An 18,063-nucleotide genomic window follows, 5' to 3' on the forward strand; every position below is an offset into this window, starting at 1 on the left:
AAATGGCTACTTGCCCTGCGAAACCGTCATGAGCCTCGCCTTGACCAGACGTATCAGTTCGTCACGGATGGAATCGATATTCACCGCCGGTGGATTCCAGTCGATCTCGGAAAAACTGGCGGGCGTATGAATGGGAAGCAGTTTATCGACCATACTGAACCGCACATCGTTTCTGACCCGGCAGATGATCACAGGAATACCAAACGCCAGACATGGCGTGGCAACATGGTGGAGCGGCGTTAGAACAAGTGTCGCCTCCTGCCTGTAACGGGCCATCAAAGCCCTTTCATAACGCTCCGCTTCCTCGCGCAGCTGCGCGTCGAAAGGAAAACGCATGGCGGGCAGGCGGTGATAAATGAACTGTGCATTGGCAAGCAGGTGTTCGGGAGTATGATGGAACACGGCCGGAGGAAGGTATCCGGCCCCGCTGCCATAAACCACCAGCAGCTTCGGCGATTGCGGCTTGCTTTCCCGTGGGGGAAGCGTGAGCGTCAGGCAACCGGTCGTAAAAGCTTCGATGCCGAATTCCTGCATGGCGGCGGTGGTCCCATCGTCCCGGCAGCCGATCGGCTGGTGACGAAGAAAAAAATCCCGCTGTTCTCTGATGACATCTTTGGTCGTGTGAAAGCCGATGAATATCGGGATGATCGAATCCGAGATTGGAAATGTGTCGCTGTAAAAAACACCGTTCATGATAACAATCGTCTTAGGCCCGGTATACTCGCAAAGAGCTTCCCTATCGACCTCGACGATTTGATCATCCGATATGCCGGATTGCTTGTATAAATTGCGTACCGCGATGGACTGGGCATTGTCGCCAAGATTGACGTCGTAATATCCGTCTTGCTCTCTTTTTTTCCGAAAGGCATCGAAATAAAGACTATTGTAACCGAACGTCAAAACACCAAACTTCATCTATTTTGAAACCTTATACGGACCAGTGTTTTCCTATCCGGCACTTGCATGACTTCTCCCGCTGCGAACAAACGCCACCGCCCGACGATGCCGGGCGGTGGCTTGGCAATGTCAGACGGGCTTAGCCCAGCAGGCCGCCGAGCAGACCGCCATCCAGATCAAGCAGGCCGCCATCGGTGCCCAGCAGACCGCCGGTCAGGCCACCAAGGAGGTCGCCGTCACCGCCGAGAAGACCATCGGTCAGGCCGCCGAGGAGATCACCCTCACCGCCGAGCAGACCACCGGTGACGCCATCGACAGTTCCGAGAACGGTGCCGAGAAGGCCTTCAACGCCAAGACCATGGCCATCGGCCAGGTTGTTGACGACGCCGCCCGGGCCAATGATGTCGAGATATGCATCGGCAACAGCGCCGGTCAGATCACCTTCAGCAAGATTGCTGAACAGATCATCGGTCAACCCGTTGTCGCCGATCAGGTTACCCGTCGTCGTGTAGCCGTTGGTTGCGCCAGGCGAAACCGATTCAGCCAGGCCGCCGACAGTGTCGTTTACGTCACCCAAAAGTGTGCCTACGCCACCCAAAAGACCAGACAATCCAAGCATTTTTTCATCCTCTTGTTTAAAAGACAGTATGGATAACTCCTTCAAGGGAGTGCGCAATGACGCAACCACAAGAAGATTACGCACTGCCTCTACACCTAGCTATTAGTTATCAATTTCAATTTTAAATATAGATAGAGTAGGTCTCATCAACTGTTGACGTGAGCAGTTGCATAATATTGAATATATCGATATATTAGCAATTCAATCTTGCGACTCGTTTGTTCTGCGATCGGTTTTCAACTTGCTGCCTGCCGCCGATGGCAGGTGCGCGACCCTTTCTTCCGCTGAAGACTGGCGTAGAAGATTTGTCCGCCTACGACTTCCGAATTTACAAGAACCGAAAGCCTTTCCGGTTCTGGCTGGCGGCAGGCTCTAGGACTACCCTGCGTTGTCGACCTGACCCAGCTCATTGAAGAGTACCGCGGCCTGGCTGCGCGATGCGACATTGAGTTTTCGCAGTATTTCACGCATATGCCACTCGACAGCGCGTTTCGACAGTCCCGTGATGGTTGCAATGTCGGTGTTGGACTTGCCTTTCGCCGCCCATTGCAGGATCTGGTTCTGACGGGCGGAAAGTCCTGCGTCCGCGAGCGGATTGGGAAATTTGCTGGCTGTTGTAATGCCAAGTTCCGACGCCTTTGTTATGGCGGTACAGGCAATGATCGAAATACAGTGTGCGGTATGCTCGCTGATCCCGGTGTCGCTGAAGGTCGTCGCCACGTTTATGAAGCTGGAGCCGCCCTTTAATGAAGGTAACGGCACGACAAGACCTTTGACGATCGTCTTCTCATAAGACATTTCGCCGACTTTGCTGGCTGAGGTGTCGTCGACCGCATGGCTCCAAACGAACGGTTTCTCCGCTGACGTACCGCCATTGTGAACGGTGTCCAGCTCATGGAGCTTGTGGCTGTCGTATTCGAGACGAAACATCTCCGGCCCTGCCGAGAACAGCGGCTCGGTGTAGGCTTCGAATGTGTCCTGAACATCGACATTCAAAACAAAGGAATTGAAACCAAAAGATTCAATTCCCAAAGCAAGACTTTTCGCCAGCGATTCCTTGGAAGTCGCAGCATAAATCCCCGCAACAGCTTGCGAAAGAGAGCGCAGTATTTCTTCAGACAAATTTCGATGATACCCCCAACCATACGAATGCTTCGTGTATCACCATTCTCTAACATAAACAACTACGTCTTTGGGAGCATTTGGAATTTCATTCTATGAGGGATGATTTCACAGAGCCCCGAAGCTGACCCGGCCATGAGACCTATGTCTCAGAACTGGACTGTTCGTCCGCTATGTCGAGGCGCCAAGATACTGCCGCGCCCATTTCTGGAAATGCTCAGTCGCCGCACGGGCATTGGTGTTCGGTATTAGGGCGTATCCGGAAAAGGCCCTTGCGTTTCCGTATTTCGCACTTTTCAACGAGCGGCTTGACATAAGCGGAGCCTCTCTTATTATTCCAATATAAAGAATATTATTCCATTATTAAAGAATAATGGTAGGAGGGGAACAGATGGAAAAGCTTAAATTCGCACTGCTTATCGGAACGGCGCTGATCGCCGGTTCGTCACATGCCTTGGCGCAACAGAAGGGCGGCGTCGTCAATGTTGCGACCATTGGCGAGCCGCCGACGCTCGATTCGATGGTATCCACCGCCGATCTCGTCGGCATCATCAGCCAGCACATTTTCGAGACGCTTTATACATTCGACAAAAACTGGAAGCCGACGCCGCTTCTGGCGGCGGCTCCGCCTGAAATCAGCGCCGACGGCAAAACCTATACGATCAAGCTGCGCGAAGGCGTGAAGTTCCACGACGGCACCGATATGACGTCGGAAGATGTGGTGGCATCGCTGGATCGCTGGACGAAGGTCGCCTCACGCGGCAAGCAGGCGGCAACCAATATCGAGAAAATCGAGGCCGTCGATCCGCTGACGGTCAGGATTTCCCTGAAAGCGCCTTATGCGCCTCTGGTCTCGCTTCTGGCCTTCAACAATTCGGCCGCCATCATCCTGCCTTCCGAAAAGCAGGCGGAACCCATGACGGAGTTCGTCGGAACCGGACCCTACAGGCTGAAGGAGCGCAAGCCCGACCAATATATCCAGCTTGAGCGTTTCGACGGCTATAAATCTGCCGAAGGCGAGACCTCCGGCTATGGCGGCGAGCGGCATCGATATGTCGACGAAATCCGCTTTGTGCCGGTGCCCGATGCCAATACCCGCGTCGAAGCCGCCATTTCGGGCCAGTATGATTATGTCGATTCCATTCCCGTGGAATCCTATGAGCGCGTGAAGGCTTCGGAGGCTTCCGAGCCTGTCATGCTGCAATCCTTCGGCTGGCCGGTTTTCGTGCTCAATTCCGGTCATGGCATCACCGGGAACAAGGAATTGCGGCGGGCGATCCAGCAGGCGCTGGGCGAGGAAGACATGATGGCGGCGGCTTTCGGCTCGACGGATTTCTACGCCATCGACGGCTCGCTCTATCCCGAAAGCTTTACCTGGGCCACGCAGGCGGGCGTCGAAGGGCGCTATAATGTCGCCGATGCGGCAAAGGCAGGCGAACTCCTGAAGGCCGCCGGCTACAAGGATGAGCCGTTGCGCATCCTCACCAGCCGTCAGTACGAATTCCATTACAAGATGGCGCAGGTTGCCGCCGAATATCTGAAAATGGCCGGTTTCAAGGTCGATCTTCAGGTGGTCGACTGGGCCACGCTGACCCAGCGCCGCGCCGATCCGAAACTCTGGGACATCTATATCACCCACAGCCCCTTCCTGCCGGAACCCTCGCTCATCGGCATGATGTCCACGAGCGCCCCCGGCAACTGGGACACGCCCGAGCGAGCCAGGGTCGTCAACGCCTTCAACACGGAATCGGACCCCGAAAAGCGCGTGGCGCTTTGGGCGGATGTCCAGAAGGTCATCATGGACGAGGTGCCCTTCATCAAGATCGGCGACTTCAACGCGGTTTCCGCGAAGTCGAAGAAGCTTGAAGGCGTCGTGCCCGCGCCGTGGCCCTACTTCTGGAATGTCTCGGTCAAGCAATAGATCGCTTGCGCAATTTCCGAACCGCCGCCGTTTCGCGGCGGTTCGGCAAAGCAGGAACAGCCGCCCCTATGCTACGATATATAATCCAGCGATTTATCGGCATGATCGTCGTGATGTTTCTCGTCGTCACGATTGTCTTCATCATCGTGCGCGTGACGCCCGGCGACCCGGCAGCGGTCATGCTTGGGCCGGAGGCGACGGAAGCCGATATCGTGCAGTTGCGGGCCAGGCTCGGCCTCGATCAGCCGCTCGTCGTTCAATATGCCTATTATATCGGCCAGCTTCTCAAAGGCGATCTGGGGCAGTCGATCTTTCTCAACCAGCCGGTGCTGACCGCGCTGGGCGACCGGGCGGAGCCGACCTTTTTCCTCACGCTGTTTTCCATCGTCATCGCCTGCGTCATCGCGCTTCCCATCGGCATTTATGCCGCTTATCGGCGCGGCTCCTTCATCGATCAGGCGGCAACCACGCTCGCCATGCTCGCCGCGAGCATTCCAAGTTTCTGGCTCGGCCTCATCCTGATGCAGATATTCGCCGTGCGCTTCGGCTGGTTTCCGGTGTCGGGCTATGGCGGACCGGATGCGGATTTCCTCGACCGCATGTGGCATCTGAGCCTGCCCGCTTGCGCCCTTGGCCTCGTGTCGTCGGCACTGATCCTGCGCTTCACGCGCGCCTCCATGCTCGACGTGCTGAGCGACGATTATGTGCGCACGGCCCGCGCCAAGGGGCTTAATGAAAAGCGCGTCATCCTCAAGCACGCGCTGAAAAACGCACTCATTCCGATCATCACGGTTATCGGACTTACCATGGCTGTGCTGATCTCCGGCGCTGTCGTCACCGAAACGGTGTTCGGCCTGCCGGGGGTTGGCAATCTTGTGGTCTCCGCCGTGTTGCGGCGCGATTATCCGGTCATTCAGGGTGCATTGCTCATCATCGCCGCGCTTTATGTGCTGATCAATTTTGCCATCGACATGTTCTATCTGCTGGTCGATCCGAGGGTGCGCTACTGATGACGAATCCCGCTATATCTTCCGCAGCAACGAGCGAAAGACGCCGGTTCATCCGCCGTGTCCTGAAACGCAAAACCGTCGCCATCGGGCTTCTGATCCTCGTCGTCTTCGCGCTTCTGGCTCTTCTGGCCCCCTGGATTGCGCCCTACAATCCCTACAAGCTCTCCATCGTCAATCGCCTCAAGCCGCCATCGGAACTGTTCTGGTTCGGAACCGACGAGTTCGGGCGGGATATTTTCTCGCGCACGGTCTATGCCGGGCGGCTGTCATTGTTGGTGGGTGCTGCCGTTGTGGTGCTTTCCTCGCTGATCGGCATCACGCTGGGGTTGCTCGCAGGCTTTTTCCCACGTCTCGATGCGCCGATCGCGCGGCTGGTCGATGCGATGATGGCCTTTCCCGACATCCTTCTCGCTATCGCGCTGGTGGCGGCTCTCGGCCCGTCGCTTGCGACGGTGATCGTTGCGCTTTCCATCGTCTATGCGCCGCGGCTGGCGCGCGTGGTGCGCGCCTCGACGCTGGTGATCCGCGAGCTTCCATATGTGGAAGCCGCCGTTTCCATGGGCATTTCGACGCCGCATATCATGACGCGCCATGTGCTGCGCAACCTGGTATCGCCGATCATGGTGCAGGCGACCTTTCTCTTCGCCAGCGCCATGCTGGCCGAAGCGGGGCTTTCCTTCCTCGGCCTCGGCGTCAGCCCTGAAATTCCGACCTGGGGCACGATGATCGCCGCTGGCCGCCAATATGTGGGGCAGGCCGACTGGATGACGCTCTTCCCCGGCATCGCCATCGTTCTTTCCGTGCTTTCCCTCCAGATGGTCGGCGACGGCTTCCGCGACCTGCTCGATCCCCGCCTGAAAAAGGACCTGTGATTCATGTCTGCGCCAGCAACCTCCAGCGGCACGCTTCTGATCGCCAATGTCAAACCCGTGGCTTTCGGGCCGCATGGCCATCAGGGTGCAATCGATATTCTTGTCGGCGCCGACGGCAAGATCGCCCGCGTCGGCAGGGACTTGCCGCGCGGCGACATCGCCCGGCTGATCGACGGCAAGGGGGCATGGATTTCGCCCGGCTGGGGCGATCTTCACGCGCATGTCTGGCACGGCGGAACGGATATTTCGGTGCGGCCCAATCTGTGCGGCGTGCAGCGCGGCGTCACCACGATTGTCGATGCGGGGTCGGCTGGCGAGGCCAATTTCCATGGCTTTCGCGAATATATCGTCGAGCCGTCGCGCGAGCGGATCAAGGCGTTTCTCAATCTCGGTTCCATCGGCCTTGTCGCCTGCAACCGCGTCAGCGAGTTGAGCGATATACGCTCCATCGATCTCGACCGCATCGTCGCCTGTTATGAACAGAACCGCGAGCATATCGTCGGCATCAAGGTGCGCGCCAGCCATGTCATTACCGGTTCGTGGGGCGTCACGCCGGTCAAGGTCGGCAAGAAGATCGCCAGAATCTTGAAGATACCCATGATGGTGCATGTGGGCGAGCCGCCCGCGCTTTATGACGAGGTGCTGGAAATTCTGGGCCCGGGCGATATCGTCACGCACTGCTTCAACGGCAAGGTCGGCAGCAGCATCATCGAGGACGAAGAGCTGTTCCATCTGGCCGAACGCTGCGCGGGCGAGGGCATTCGCCTCGATATCGGTCACGGCGGCGCGTCCTTCTCGTTCCGCGTGGCGGAAGTGGCAATCGAGCGCGGGCTGCTGCCGTTTTCGATTTCGACCGATGTGCATCTGCGCAGCATGAACCAGTCGGTCTGGGATCTGGGCACCACCATGTCCAAGCTTCTGAGCGTCGGAATGCCGTTCGAGAAGGTGGTGGAAGCCGTCACCCATGCACCCGCCGAAGTGATCGGGCTGCCGATGGACAATCTGCTTTCGCCCGGCGGGCGCAGCGAGTTCACGCTGTTCGATCTGGTCGCTTCCGATCTGGAAGTGGTGGATTCGCTTGGCCACAAGGCTTCCCTCGACAGGCTTTTCGAGCCGCGTTTCGCGGTGATCGGCAACGATGTGTTTCCGGCGGAACGCTATCAGCCGGATCGTGTCGAATGCGTCGATCACAGCCATGGCTACGACTATCGTTAGGAATTTGAAGGAGTTTCGTGTGCCCACACGCGCCGCCCCCACCACGCCGCAAAACCGCACCGGCCCTTATGAGCGCCTCGCCGCGCTCGGCATCGAGTTGCCGGAGGCGCCGCCGCCGATTGCCAATTTCGTGACCCATGTGCAGGAAGGAAACATTCTCTTTCTGTCCGGTCAGGGCCCGCGCGAGATGGATGGGCGGCTGCATACCGGCAAGGTTGGCGACGACCTGACGGCCGAAGACGCCTATTCCCATGCGCGGCTGACGGGGATCAATCTTCTGGCGGTGATGCACCATGCGCTGGGCGATCTCAACCGGATCAAGCGGATCGTGAAGCTCTTCGGCATGGTGAACGCCGCGCCGGAATTCGGCGATCATCCGCGCGTCATCAATGGCTGCTCCGATCTCTTCATCGAAGTGTTCGGCGATTGCGGACACCATGCGCGCTCGGCAGTGGGGCAGGGCTCATTGCCCGGCAATATCACCGTCGAGATCGAGGCGATCGTTTCCCTGAAAGACGAGGCTGCGCCGGATCAATGATTGCGCCAGCCCATCAGCTTCTCGATCTTCGCGGCAGATTGCTGGACACTTCGCGTGTAGTGCTCGCGATTGTCCAGAATCTTCTGTTCGGGCAGGACGATCGAAATGGTGGCCGCACAGGCTCCATCCTCGTCGCAGACCGGCGAGGCGATGCAGGCGACCGCATAGTCGGATTCTCCCGCCTGAATGGAAAGGCGCTGTTCGAAAGCCTGTTTCGCCGCTTCCGACAGGGTTTGCGGGTCGGTATCGGCGCGGCCGGTCGGCGAAGCGGTGCAGCAGCGCCTGAAGAGCGCCAGCCGCTCGTCATCGGGCAGATGGCCCGCGAGCAGTCGGCCCGATGCCGTCCAGTTGAGCGGAACCCGCGTGCCGACACGCGATGTGACCTGAAAATGGCCGGGTCCGTCCGCCATGGCCAGAACCTGCATGAAATCGCCGTCCCGTCCGCAAAGCTGGATCGTTTCGCCGATCTGACGGCAGAGATCGTGCATCTCGCCATTGGCGACGCTCAGAAAATCCAGCGCCCGCGCATAGGCGAGGCCATAGCGGTAAAGCCTGTTGCCGAGCCAGAGGTTGCCGTCGGCGCTGCGCGAAAGCAGGTTCTTCTCCACCATGTCATCCACGATGACATAGACGGTGGAAAGGGGAGCGCCAATCGCCTTCGCGATGGCGTAGGCCCCGCTGGGATTGCCCGTTTCATAAAGAAAATCAAGCACCTGCAAAACGCGGTCGATGCCGCTGACGCGGGAGCGGCGGGCGGTCTTTTCTTCTTTTCGGGGCGGGGCGGTATCGGTTTCAACGGTGGGATCGGTTGGCAAGAGACGGCTCCAGGAGAAAGATCGAAACAAAGGAGAAAGATCGAAACAAATCGGATTGCATTATTTCATAATTGGGCAATCAATGCCAGTTTTATGGAATATATATTGAACTGAAATGCCGGGCCGCGTTGCGCGCCGACTGGAGGAGAGAATGAGCGAGATCGATATCCGTAAAACCCTCGGCCTGCGAGAGGTTATCAATGTATCCGGCACCATGACGGGTCTCGGCGCGTCGATTGCCGTGCCGGAAGTTGCGCAAGCCATGGCGCGGATATTGCCGCAATTCGTGGAAATCAACGATCTGCAACGCAAGGCGGGCGCCGTGATTGCGCGGCTGACCGGCGCGGAGGCGGGTTTCGTCACGGCCTCCTGTTCCGCCGGGATCACGCTTGCCGTCGCGGGCTGCATGACGGGCGACGACCTTGCGGCCATCGAGCGGCTGCCCGATGCCTCCGGCCTTGGGAACGAAGTCGTCGTGCAGATGGGCCATGTGGTCAGTTATGGCGCGCCGGTCGATCAGGCGATCCGTCTTGCAGGCGCAAGGCCGGTGCTCATCGGTCAGGCAACGAGCGCTTATGACTATCATCTGGAAGGGGCGATCAACGAGCGCACTGCCGCCGCCGTCTATGTCGTTTCGCATCACGTCGTGGACTACGGCCTGATCGGCCTCACGCGCTTTGCCGAAATCTGCCATGCGCATGGCGTGCCTGTTATTGTCGATGCCGCATCGGAATATGACCTCAGGGGCTTTCTGGAAGCAGGCGCCGACATGGTGCTTTATTCCGGCCACAAGTTTCTGGGCGGTCCGACGAGCGGTATCGTTGCCGGCAGCAAGCAACTCGTCCGTCAGGCTTTCCTGCAGAACGCCGGTATCGGCCGCGGCATGAAAGTGGGCAAGGAAAGCATTTATGGCGTCATGGCTGCGCTGGAAGCCTGGGAAAAGCGCGATCATGCGGGCATTCGCGCGCGTGAGAAATCCTGTCTCGATCTCTGGCGCTCGACGCTCGATCCCTATCCGGGCGTGACGGCGACAATCGATCCCGACCCGACGCATAACCCGCTGGATCGGCTGCGGGTCACGATCGATCCGGCACAAGCGCATATTACCGCATGGGACCTGGTGGATGCGCTTGGCCGCGGCAATCCGCCGGTGATCGCCCGCGATCACGAAGTCGAGCATAATTATTTCCATCTCGATCCGTGCAACCTGCATCCCGGTCAGGAAACCGTCGTTGCCAGCCGCCTGCGGGAAGAGCTGGACAAGGCGCGGACCTCGAACGAGATCGTCGCCACGCCGCTTGCCGAGCGCAGCAGGCGTCGCTTCGACAGCCTGCGCCGCTGGCCGGACTGAAAATCCCCGAGGAGAGCGACATGAGCAAGGCCAATACGGAAAGTCCGATCCTGTCGGTGGAAAATCTCACGACCTCCTTTCTGGTGGACGGGAACTGGAAACCGGTTGTGCGGGATATTTCCTTCACCGTCGACCCCGGCGAAACGGTCGCGGTGGTGGGTGAATCCGGTTCCGGCAAGAGCGTGACGTCGCTTTCCATCATGCGGCTGCTTGAAAAGGATACGAGCCGTATCGAAGGCCGCATCAGGCTCGACGAGCGCGATATACTGACGCTTGACGAAACCGCCATGCGGCAGGTGCGCGGCAATGAAGTATCGATGATATTTCAGGAACCGATGACGTCCCTCAATCCGCTTTTCACCATCGGCGACCAGATTTCCGAAGCCTTGATGTGCCACAAGCCGACGAGCCGGAGCGAAGCCCGCGCCGAAACCATCCGGCTTCTGGATCGCGTGCGCATTCCCTCCGCCGCCAGCCGCTTCGATGAGTATCCGCACCGTTTTTCCGGCGGTATGCGCCAGCGCGTGATGATCGCCATGGCGCTCGCCACCCGTCCCAGGCTTCTGATCGCGGACGAACCGACCACGGCTCTGGACGTCACCATTCAGGGCCAGATTCTCGACCTCATCAAGACTTTGCAGGAAGAGGAAGGCACCTCCGTCCTCTTCATCACGCATGATATGGGCGTGGTGGCCGAAATTGCCGACCGGACGGTGGTGATGTTTGGCGGCGAGGCGGTGGAAGCGGGCAATACGACGGACATTTTCCACCATTCCAGACATCCCTATACGCGCGCGCTGCTTTCCGCCGTACCGATGCTTGGCTCGATGAAGCCCTATGACAGGCCGCTTCGCTTTCCCGATCTCGATCAGAAAACGGGTCTGCCCGGCGCGCCGGTCATATCCGCGGACACGGTGGATCACGATGCCGCGCCGGTTCTGGACGTGCACAAGCTCGTCAAGCGCTTCGATATCCATGCCGGTCTCATGGGGCGGCTGCAGGGCCGGGTCCACGCCATCGAAAATGTCAGCTTTTCGCTCCAGCCGGGTGAAACGCTTTCGCTGGTGGGCGAATCCGGCTGCGGAAAATCGACCACGGCGCGCGCCATCATGCGTCTCATTTCGCCGGATAGCGGTTCCGTGAAGCTGGATGGCGAGGAGGTGCTGGACCTCGACAACCGGGCCTTGCGCAGGATGCGCCACAAGATGCAGATGATCTTTCAGGACCCGTTCGCAAGTCTCAATCCGCGTATCCGGGTGGGCGACGCCATTGCCGAACCTTATCTCGAACACGGCATGGGAACGCGGGCGCAGGCGCGTGAAAAGGTGGCTGATCTGCTTCGCCGGGTCGGCTTGCAGCCGGATATGGCAAGCCGTTTCCCGCATGAATTTTCCGGCGGGCAGCGCCAGCGCATCTGCGTGGCGCGCGCGCTCGCCATGGACCCGAAAGTGATCGTCGCGGACGAATCCGTTTCCGCGCTCGACGTGTCGATCAAGGCGCAGGTCATCAATCTGATGCTGGAGCTTCAGGCCGGTCTCAAGCTGGCCTATCTTTTCATCAGCCACGACATGGCGGTCGTGGAACGTGTCAGCCATCGCGTGGCGGTGATGTATCTGGGCGAGATCGTGGAGATCGGCAGGCGAGCCGAAATCTTCGAGAACCCGCAGCATCCCTATACGAAGAAGCTGCTTTCGGCGGTGCCCATTCCCGATCCCGACCGGCGGCATTTGCGCCGCGCCATGGATGTCGAGGAATTGAAAAGCCCGATCCGCCCGCCGGATTACGCTCCGCCGCCGCGAGAATATCGCCAGCTCAGCGAAAACCATTTCGTGCAGATGTGAGTCTGGAGCCTGACCCTAAAGCCTGCCATTGACGAAAGTCTGGTTGAGCGTCGCCAGAAAGCGGGAGACTTTCGGACTCACATAGCGCCGTGACAGGTGGAGAGCCCAGTATTCCACGCTGCTGTCGGGCAGGCTCCCAAGGATTACAAGACGTCCCCGCGAGATGTCTTCGGCAACGCTCAGCCGGGGCAGGAGGGCAACACCGGCACCCGCGCTAACGGCATCGCGGACCATCGGCAGGGACGACAGGCACAGCCGGACATCGGGATCGATGAAGCGTGTGGTCGAACCCCGGTCCACCGTCCATGGCGCATCGACACGGGCTAGGGACATCTCGACCGCCGGCAGGCGTACGATTTCGCTCTCGTCTGTTTCAAGGGCGGATGCGTGGTCCGCATTGCCGACCACAAGCATCTCGTCACGGGCGAAACATCGCCCGACGAGCATGTCGTCCGCGCGCGGATTGACACGTATCGCGATATCGAACCCCTCCTGCACCAGATCGACGAAGCGGTCCTCGGCGGAGATTTCCAGCGTTATTTCGGTGTTCTGCTGGATGAAAGCCGTGGCGATTGCCGGCATCAGCGTATGAGAAAACAGGACCGGCGCCGTTACCCGAAGGTGGCCGCGCGGCCTTGTCTGTCCGGTCGTCAGCCCCGTTGCAATTTCCTCGATCTCACCGAGAAGGTGCACGGTGCGTTCATGGAGCTGACTGCCTTCCTCGGTCAGGCGCAGCCCCCGATTGCCGCGCTCGATTAGCCGGACGCCGAGCGAAGCTTCCAGATCGGCCACCCGGCGCGAAAGCGTCGCCTTGGAGCGGCCGCTGATCCGGCTTGCCCTGCCAAATCCGCCATGCAGGGCGACGAGGTTGAAATCCTTGAGATCGTCGAGGTCCATGATGTGTTTCAAATATGATCCAATGTGTCTCGATTATCGCGTCTGTGCAGCGAAATTGCAACAATCTACATTGAACCTGTCATTCAAACATTCACTTTATTTCGCTGAAACGGAGGTTCAAATGTCAACGATCTGGGATCCAATCACTGTCGGACGGATATCGCTTTCTCATCGGCTGGCGCTTTCGCCGCTGACACGCAGCCGCGCCTTGCCCGATGGCACGCCCGGCCCATATGCCGCCGAATATTACGCGCAACGCGCTTCTCTTGGTCTTCTGATTTCCGAGGGCACACAGCCTTCGGCCGACGGGCAGGGCTTTCCCGACACGCCGGGCATCTATACCGACCATCACGTCGCCGGTTGGGCGAAGATCGCCAGGGACGTTCATGACAAGGGCGGCCATCTGTTCATCCAGCTGATGCATGCCGGCCGTATGGCGCACCCCGACAACCGCCCGCATGGCCGTGTGCCGTTGGCTCCTTCCGCGATCCGCCCGGACGAGAAGATGTTTACGCATGACGGGCTGAAGGACGTGCCCGTGCCGCAGCCGCTCTCGGAAGCGGGGATTCGCGACACCGTCGCGGACTTCCGCCGTGCCGCCGCAAAGGCCATCGAGGCCGGGGCCGACGGTGTCGAGATCCATGGCGCGAACGGGTATCTCATCCAGCAATTCCTCTCCCCCAACGCGAACCGGCGTTCGGACGCTTATGGTGGAAGCATCGAGAACCGCGCCCGTTTCGCGCTTGAGGTGGCAGCGGCGGTTGTCGATGAAATCGGAGCGGACCGGGTTGGTATCCGGCTTTCGCCCGGCTCGCGGCTCGGCGGCATCGATGAAGGCGAGGAATATCCGGCACTTTACCGCTATCTGACCGGGGAACTGGCAAAGCTCGACCTTGCCTATCTGCATATTGCCCATAACGGCAATGACGAACTCCTGCGCGACATCCGCGCGCGCTGGTCGAACCCCCTTCTGGTCAACCGTGGAAACCGGCCCATCGAGGCGGTTGGGGCGGATATTGCCGCCGGGCTTGCGGACATCGCGCCTGTGGGGCGCTGGGCCTTGGCCAACCCGGATCTGGTTGAGCGGCTGCGCCGCAATGCGCCGCTCAACACGCCCGACCAAACGACATTCTATGGCGGCGGCGCGCGCGGATATACGGACTATCCGACGTTAAAGCATGTCTCCCGAAAGTGGGAACCGGTTTCGGGATAAAGACATGCGTCAAAACAAAAACTTAAAGTATGCCGCCTGAACACGATTGAACGCAACACGCTTTAGATGAGGTTGCTGCATAAGCGGTGAGGGGGATTCCAAGTGAGATCGGCGGGACCTGTTGCAGGTCCCGCCGCTTTTTCATTTGATGGCCCATGGTCTCAACTGAAACGCCGGACGATCTCGGCCAGCCGGTCGCAATGTCTCGCCAGTCCCTTTGTCGGCGATGTCGCAACACCCAGCAAAAGACCCGGTCCGCCGGTCTCCGGCGATGCATGAAAGGGCGAAAGGGGTGCGGGAAACATGCCGAAGGCGAGCAGCTCGCGCATGATGGTGAGATCGGACGCGCCTTCCGGCAGCCGCAGCATAACGGCCAGACCCGCCGCCGCAAGATCATCGGGGTCGAAGTGGGAGCGCAGCTCGGTCAGCAGGTCTTCCCGCTTGGCGGCATAGGCGCGCTTCAAACGGCGGAGGTGGCGCAGATAATGTCCTTCCCGCATGAATTCGGCAATTGCGAGTTGCGCCGAAGGTCCGGGCGGCGGGGCGAGGCAGGCCGCCACTTCGGCAAAGCGGGCCATGAGATCGATTGGCGCGACGATAAATCCGAGGCGGAGCGTCGGACCGATGGTCTTGCTGAACGAGCCGATGTGGATGACCCGCCCGGCGCGGTCGAGCGAGGCCAGCGCAGGCGCGGCCCGGCCCGTCAGCTGCAATTCGCTGAGATAGTCGTCCTCTATCACCCAGACTCCGTTCGCGTCGGCCCAGTCGAGCAGTTTCAGGCGCCGTTCCAGCGATAGTGTCGATCCAAGCGGCGCCTGCTGGCCGGGCGTCACGACCACCAGTCCTGCGTCCGGGGCGTGGTGCAGCCCGTGGTCGATGTCGATACCGTCGGCATCGACGGGGATCGGCGAGAGAAATAGGCGTGCAAGTTCCAGCCCCTTGCGGGTGAAGGGAAATCCGGGGTCTTCCATCCAGACTTTCCGCCCTTCAAGGCCGAGCACCCGGAGCGCCAGCCCCAGCCCGGCGGCATATCCGCCGGTGATGACGATCTGCGACGGTGAACAGTCGATGCCGCGGGCAACCGCGAGGTAGCCCGCGATCTCTCGCCTCAGCTCCGGCTCGCCGCGCGGGTCCGGGTAGTTGGGGGCCGCGCTCGCCTCGACCCGGATTGCATGTGCGCGGATGCGCGCAAAAAGCGTCGCCGGAAAGGTCTCCGTTGCTGGAACGCCCATCTGAAAAAAGGCCGGTCCCTGGGTCATCTCCTGATACATTGCCATAAACGAGCCGGGGTCCGGTCGCTGCTCGCTCTTCGTGGCCGGGCGGGGGCGCGGGGCGACACGGGTTCCGGTCGCGCGGGAGGCGACGATCAACTGGGCTGCGTTCAGCTTTTCATAGGCTGTCCGCACCGTGCCCCGAGCCACGCCGATCTGGGCGGCAAGGTCCTGCCAGGAGGGCAGGCGGGCGCCGGGTTCGAGCACGCCGCTTTCGATCGCGGTGGCAATTCCATGTCGGATCTGCTCGGCGAGCGTCGTTCCGGCGGAGCGGTCGATATTCAGGTTCAGCGATTTCGTCATTCCACTGTAGTACACTATTCTTTCGCATTCTTGGTGCTTTTTTTTAGGCCACGGAATGGGCATCTTCCTGTCAGTTCACGGCGATGGACATGACGACGGCCCCGACGGATGGCCCCGACGGATGGTAATGTCCGTTTCGAACAGGGAGAAAGCTCATGAGAATGCGATCCATCATTGTCGCAACCGGCGCAGCCCTTGCAATTGCGACGGCGACGGCGGGTCCGGTTGCCGCCCATGACGGCAAGACGGAAACCGTCACGCCGAACTTCGAGGCGGCCATTCCCAACATTCCCGGCAAGTCGCTGCTTGCCGTGGAGGTCGAGTATGCGCCGGGCGCGGCCTCTCCGGCCCACACCCATGCTAAGTCGTCTTTCATCTACGCCTATGTGATCTCGGGCGAGATCGAGTCGAAGGTGAATGACAGCGAGACCCGCATCTATCGGGCAGGCGAGAGCTTTTCCGAACCGCCGGATGCAACCCATTCCGTCAGCCGCAATGCCAGCAAGACCAAGCCGGCGAAACTGCTTGCCGTCTTTGTCCTCGATACGGGCGACAACCCGCTGACCACGCCCCTCAAATAACCTTCAGGAAAAGAAAATGACCAAACGACTGGACTATAACCAGATTGCGCCGAATGGCGCCAAGGCGCTTGGCGGCGTGTATGGCTATGTCATGCAGAGCGACCTGCCGGCCGAACTGGTGGAGCTTGTCTATCTGCGCGTTTCGCAGATCAACAACTGTGCCTTTTGTCTCGATATGCACACACGCGATCTGATGAAGAAAGGCGTGCCGGTCGAGAAGCTTGCCCTGGTGCAGGCGTGGGAAGAGGGCGGCCATCTCTTCAGCGAGACGGAACGCGCCGCCCTGGCCTGGGCCGAGACGGTGACGCGTATCGCGCAGACCGGCGTGCCGGACGATGCCTATCAGGCCGCGCGCGCGGTCTTCGGCGAGAAGGAACTGGTCGATCTCACGATCGCGATCAGCCTGATGAACACCTATAACCGCATGGCGATCAGCTTCCGCAACACGCCGCAGGCGGTCGTCACGGCCTGAACAAAGCGCACCGTACCGGGCGCTCACTTGTCGAAGGAGTTTTCTCATGAAAATCTTTGTTGCCGGCGCAACCGGTGCAGTGGGTCTTCCTCTGGTTCGCGCCCTGTGCACGCTCGGTCACGAGGTTACAGGTATGACCCGTGCCGGGCCGGGCGTCGACCGGTTGGTTGAACTCGGCGCATCCCCGTCCACTGCCGATGCGTTCGACCGGCAGTCGGTGCGCGATGCAATCGCCGCCGCCGCGCCGGATGTGGTGATCGACCAGCTTACCATGCTGCCCGCCGATCCGGCGGACATCATCAAGGCCATGCCCAGGGACACGCAGCTTCATGAGGTGGGCGGCGCCAATCTGCTTGCCGCGGCGGAGGAACTGGGTGTCCGGCGCTACATCATGCAATCGCGCGGTTTCTTTCTCGACGCTGCGGCGGGGCAGCTTGCGGACGAGACGGCCCGGCTTCGCTACGATGCGCCCGGTCCGGTCGGCGAGGGCACGCGGGTGATCGGCGCCTATGAGGACCGGGTTCTGGGATCGGCGCTACAGGGCATCGTGCTGCGCTATGGAATGTTCTACGGTCCGGGCACCTGGTATCGGCCGGACGGCGCTGTCGCCGAACAGTTTCGCAAGGGCGAGGCAGCGATCATTGGCGATGGCAAGGCGGTCTGGTCTTTCGTCCATATCGACGATGCTATCGCGGCGACCGTGGCCGCGATCGACGCCGAACCGGGCACCTACAATATCGTGGACGACGATCCTCTGCCGGTGGCCGAATCCTTGTCGGCATTTGCCCGCTGGGTCGATGCACCCGCGCCGCCGCGCTTGAGTGAAGCGGATGCGCTGGCAATCGCCGGAGAGGAAGCGGTCTACTATCACAAGAGCCTGACCGGGGCGTCCAACGCCAGAGCCAGGGAAAAACTCGGCTTCAACCCGCGCCGCCTGCTCTGGGCGAACGCCCACTGATCAGGAGAATCGGTTGGAAAGAGGCGCCGAGCGTCGAGCCTGGACATAAGGTGAGACTTGGCGAATTATGCTTACGTCCAGTTTCACGCGCTCGGCGAATGCCGCCAATTCCTTCCTTCTCCCTTAACAGTCGGCCGTATCCTGCCTGGCACCGGTCAAATTGGGGG

At 60.1% G+C, this 18,063-nt stretch carries 17 protein-coding genes; 11 read left to right on the plus strand and 6 right to left on the minus strand.

All coding sequences use genetic code 11. The features are described 5' to 3' along the window. Nucleotides 1-6 precede the first annotated feature (6 nt). The 3 genes from FHS76_RS18735 to FHS76_RS18745 form a co-directional block, all read right to left on the minus strand. Nucleotides 7-915: a polysaccharide pyruvyl transferase family protein gene (locus tag FHS76_RS18735; RefSeq protein WP_183656474.1), complete on the minus strand. Its 909-nt coding sequence runs from the start codon at nt 913-915 to the stop codon at nt 7-9. A 121-nt stretch (nt 916-1,036) separates the two neighbouring features. Continuing rightward, entirely contained in the window at nt 1,037-1,516 is a 480-nt protein-coding gene (locus tag FHS76_RS18740) for a hypothetical protein (protein WP_183656476.1), read from the minus strand. Nucleotides 1,517-1,894: 378 nt separating this feature from the next. Further along, the gene (locus FHS76_RS18745; RefSeq protein ID WP_183656479.1) at nt 1,895-2,638 is read right to left on the minus strand and encodes a helix-turn-helix transcriptional regulator; all 744 of its coding nucleotides are present in this window, start codon (nt 2,636-2,638) and stop codon (nt 1,895-1,897) included. A 391-nt stretch (nt 2,639-3,029) separates the two neighbouring features. Here FHS76_RS18745 and FHS76_RS18750 point away from each other — a divergent pair, with 391 nt between their 5' ends. From FHS76_RS18750 to FHS76_RS18770, 5 genes are all read left to right on the plus strand, one after another. Further along, nucleotides 3,030-4,559 carry an ABC transporter substrate-binding protein gene (locus FHS76_RS18750; RefSeq protein ID WP_183656481.1) on the plus strand — a complete coding sequence of 510 codons (1,530 nt, stop codon included), beginning with the start codon at nt 3,030-3,032 and terminating at the stop codon, nt 4,557-4,559. A 68-nt stretch (nt 4,560-4,627) separates the two neighbouring features. After that, nucleotides 4,628-5,569 (plus strand): ABC transporter permease, encoded by a 942-nt coding sequence (locus FHS76_RS18755; protein WP_183656484.1) that lies wholly within the window; start codon nt 4,628-4,630, stop codon nt 5,567-5,569. Further along, a complete protein-coding gene (locus FHS76_RS18760) occupies nt 5,569-6,441 on the plus strand; it encodes an ABC transporter permease (RefSeq protein WP_183656487.1) in 873 nt (290 codons plus the stop codon). The genes FHS76_RS18755 and FHS76_RS18760 overlap by 1 nt, the downstream gene beginning before the upstream one ends. A 3-nt stretch (nt 6,442-6,444) precedes the next feature. Next, the gene (locus tag FHS76_RS18765) at nt 6,445-7,656 is read left to right on the plus strand and encodes an amidohydrolase/deacetylase family metallohydrolase (RefSeq protein WP_183656490.1); all 1,212 of its coding nucleotides are present in this window, start codon (nt 6,445-6,447) and stop codon (nt 7,654-7,656) included. A 19-nt stretch (nt 7,657-7,675) separates the two neighbouring features. Further along, nucleotides 7,676-8,194, plus strand: coding sequence for a RidA family protein (locus FHS76_RS18770; RefSeq protein WP_328700531.1), 519 nt, complete (start codon nt 7,676-7,678; stop codon nt 8,192-8,194). On the opposite strand, the gene FHS76_RS18775 is transcribed toward FHS76_RS18770, so the two are convergent. Then, on the minus strand, nt 8,188-9,009 hold the full coding sequence (locus FHS76_RS18775) for an IclR family transcriptional regulator (RefSeq protein ID WP_183656497.1): 822 nt from the start codon (nt 9,007-9,009) through the stop codon (nt 8,188-8,190). The genes FHS76_RS18770 and FHS76_RS18775 overlap by 7 nt on opposite strands. Before the next feature lie 151 nt (nt 9,010-9,160). Between FHS76_RS18775 and FHS76_RS18780 the strand changes: the two genes are divergently transcribed. Both FHS76_RS18780 and FHS76_RS18785 read left to right on the plus strand, forming a co-directional pair. Then, complete coding sequence (locus FHS76_RS18780; protein WP_183656500.1) at nt 9,161-10,360, plus strand: aminotransferase class V-fold PLP-dependent enzyme; 1,200 nt, start codon at nt 9,161-9,163, stop codon at nt 10,358-10,360. A 20-nt stretch (nt 10,361-10,380) separates the two neighbouring features. Then, nucleotides 10,381-12,201, plus strand: coding sequence for an ABC transporter ATP-binding protein (locus tag FHS76_RS18785; RefSeq protein ID WP_183656503.1), 1,821 nt, complete (start codon nt 10,381-10,383; stop codon nt 12,199-12,201). 15 nt (nt 12,202-12,216) lie between these two features. On the opposite strand, the gene FHS76_RS18790 is transcribed toward FHS76_RS18785, so the two are convergent. Further along, a complete protein-coding gene (locus FHS76_RS18790) occupies nt 12,217-13,098 on the minus strand; it encodes a LysR family transcriptional regulator (RefSeq protein ID WP_183656506.1) in 882 nt (293 codons plus the stop codon). Nucleotides 13,099-13,219: 121 nt separating this feature from the next. Between FHS76_RS18790 and FHS76_RS18795 the strand changes: the two genes are divergently transcribed. Further along, a complete protein-coding gene (locus FHS76_RS18795; RefSeq protein ID WP_183656509.1) occupies nt 13,220-14,311 on the plus strand; it encodes an alkene reductase in 1,092 nt (363 codons plus the stop codon). A gap of 161 nt (nt 14,312-14,472) precedes the next feature. On the opposite strand, the gene pdxR is transcribed toward FHS76_RS18795, so the two are convergent. After that, on the minus strand, nt 14,473-15,885 hold the full coding sequence (gene pdxR, locus FHS76_RS18800; RefSeq protein WP_183656571.1) for a MocR-like pyridoxine biosynthesis transcription factor PdxR: 1,413 nt from the start codon (nt 15,883-15,885) through the stop codon (nt 14,473-14,475). A 155-nt stretch (nt 15,886-16,040) separates the two neighbouring features. On the opposite strand from pdxR, the gene FHS76_RS18805 reads away from it, so the two are divergent. The 3 genes from FHS76_RS18805 to FHS76_RS18815 are packed head-to-tail and all read left to right on the plus strand — an operon-like array spanning nt 16,041 to nt 17,896. Further along, nucleotides 16,041-16,466 carry a cupin domain-containing protein gene (locus FHS76_RS18805; protein ID WP_183656512.1) on the plus strand — a complete coding sequence of 142 codons (426 nt, stop codon included), beginning with the start codon at nt 16,041-16,043 and terminating at the stop codon, nt 16,464-16,466. A gap of 16 nt (nt 16,467-16,482) precedes the next feature. Beyond that, a complete protein-coding gene (locus FHS76_RS18810; RefSeq protein ID WP_183656515.1) occupies nt 16,483-16,938 on the plus strand; it encodes a carboxymuconolactone decarboxylase family protein in 456 nt (151 codons plus the stop codon). Nucleotides 16,939-16,984: 46 nt separating this feature from the next. Next, the gene (locus tag FHS76_RS18815; RefSeq protein WP_183656518.1) at nt 16,985-17,896 is read left to right on the plus strand and encodes an NAD-dependent epimerase/dehydratase family protein; all 912 of its coding nucleotides are present in this window, start codon (nt 16,985-16,987) and stop codon (nt 17,894-17,896) included. Nucleotides 17,897-18,063: the final 167 nt, after the last annotated feature.

Origin of the sequence: Brucella daejeonensis (assembly GCF_014199265.1) — a bacterium.
Classification (GTDB): Bacteria; Pseudomonadota; Alphaproteobacteria; order Rhizobiales; family Rhizobiaceae; genus Brucella; species Brucella daejeonensis.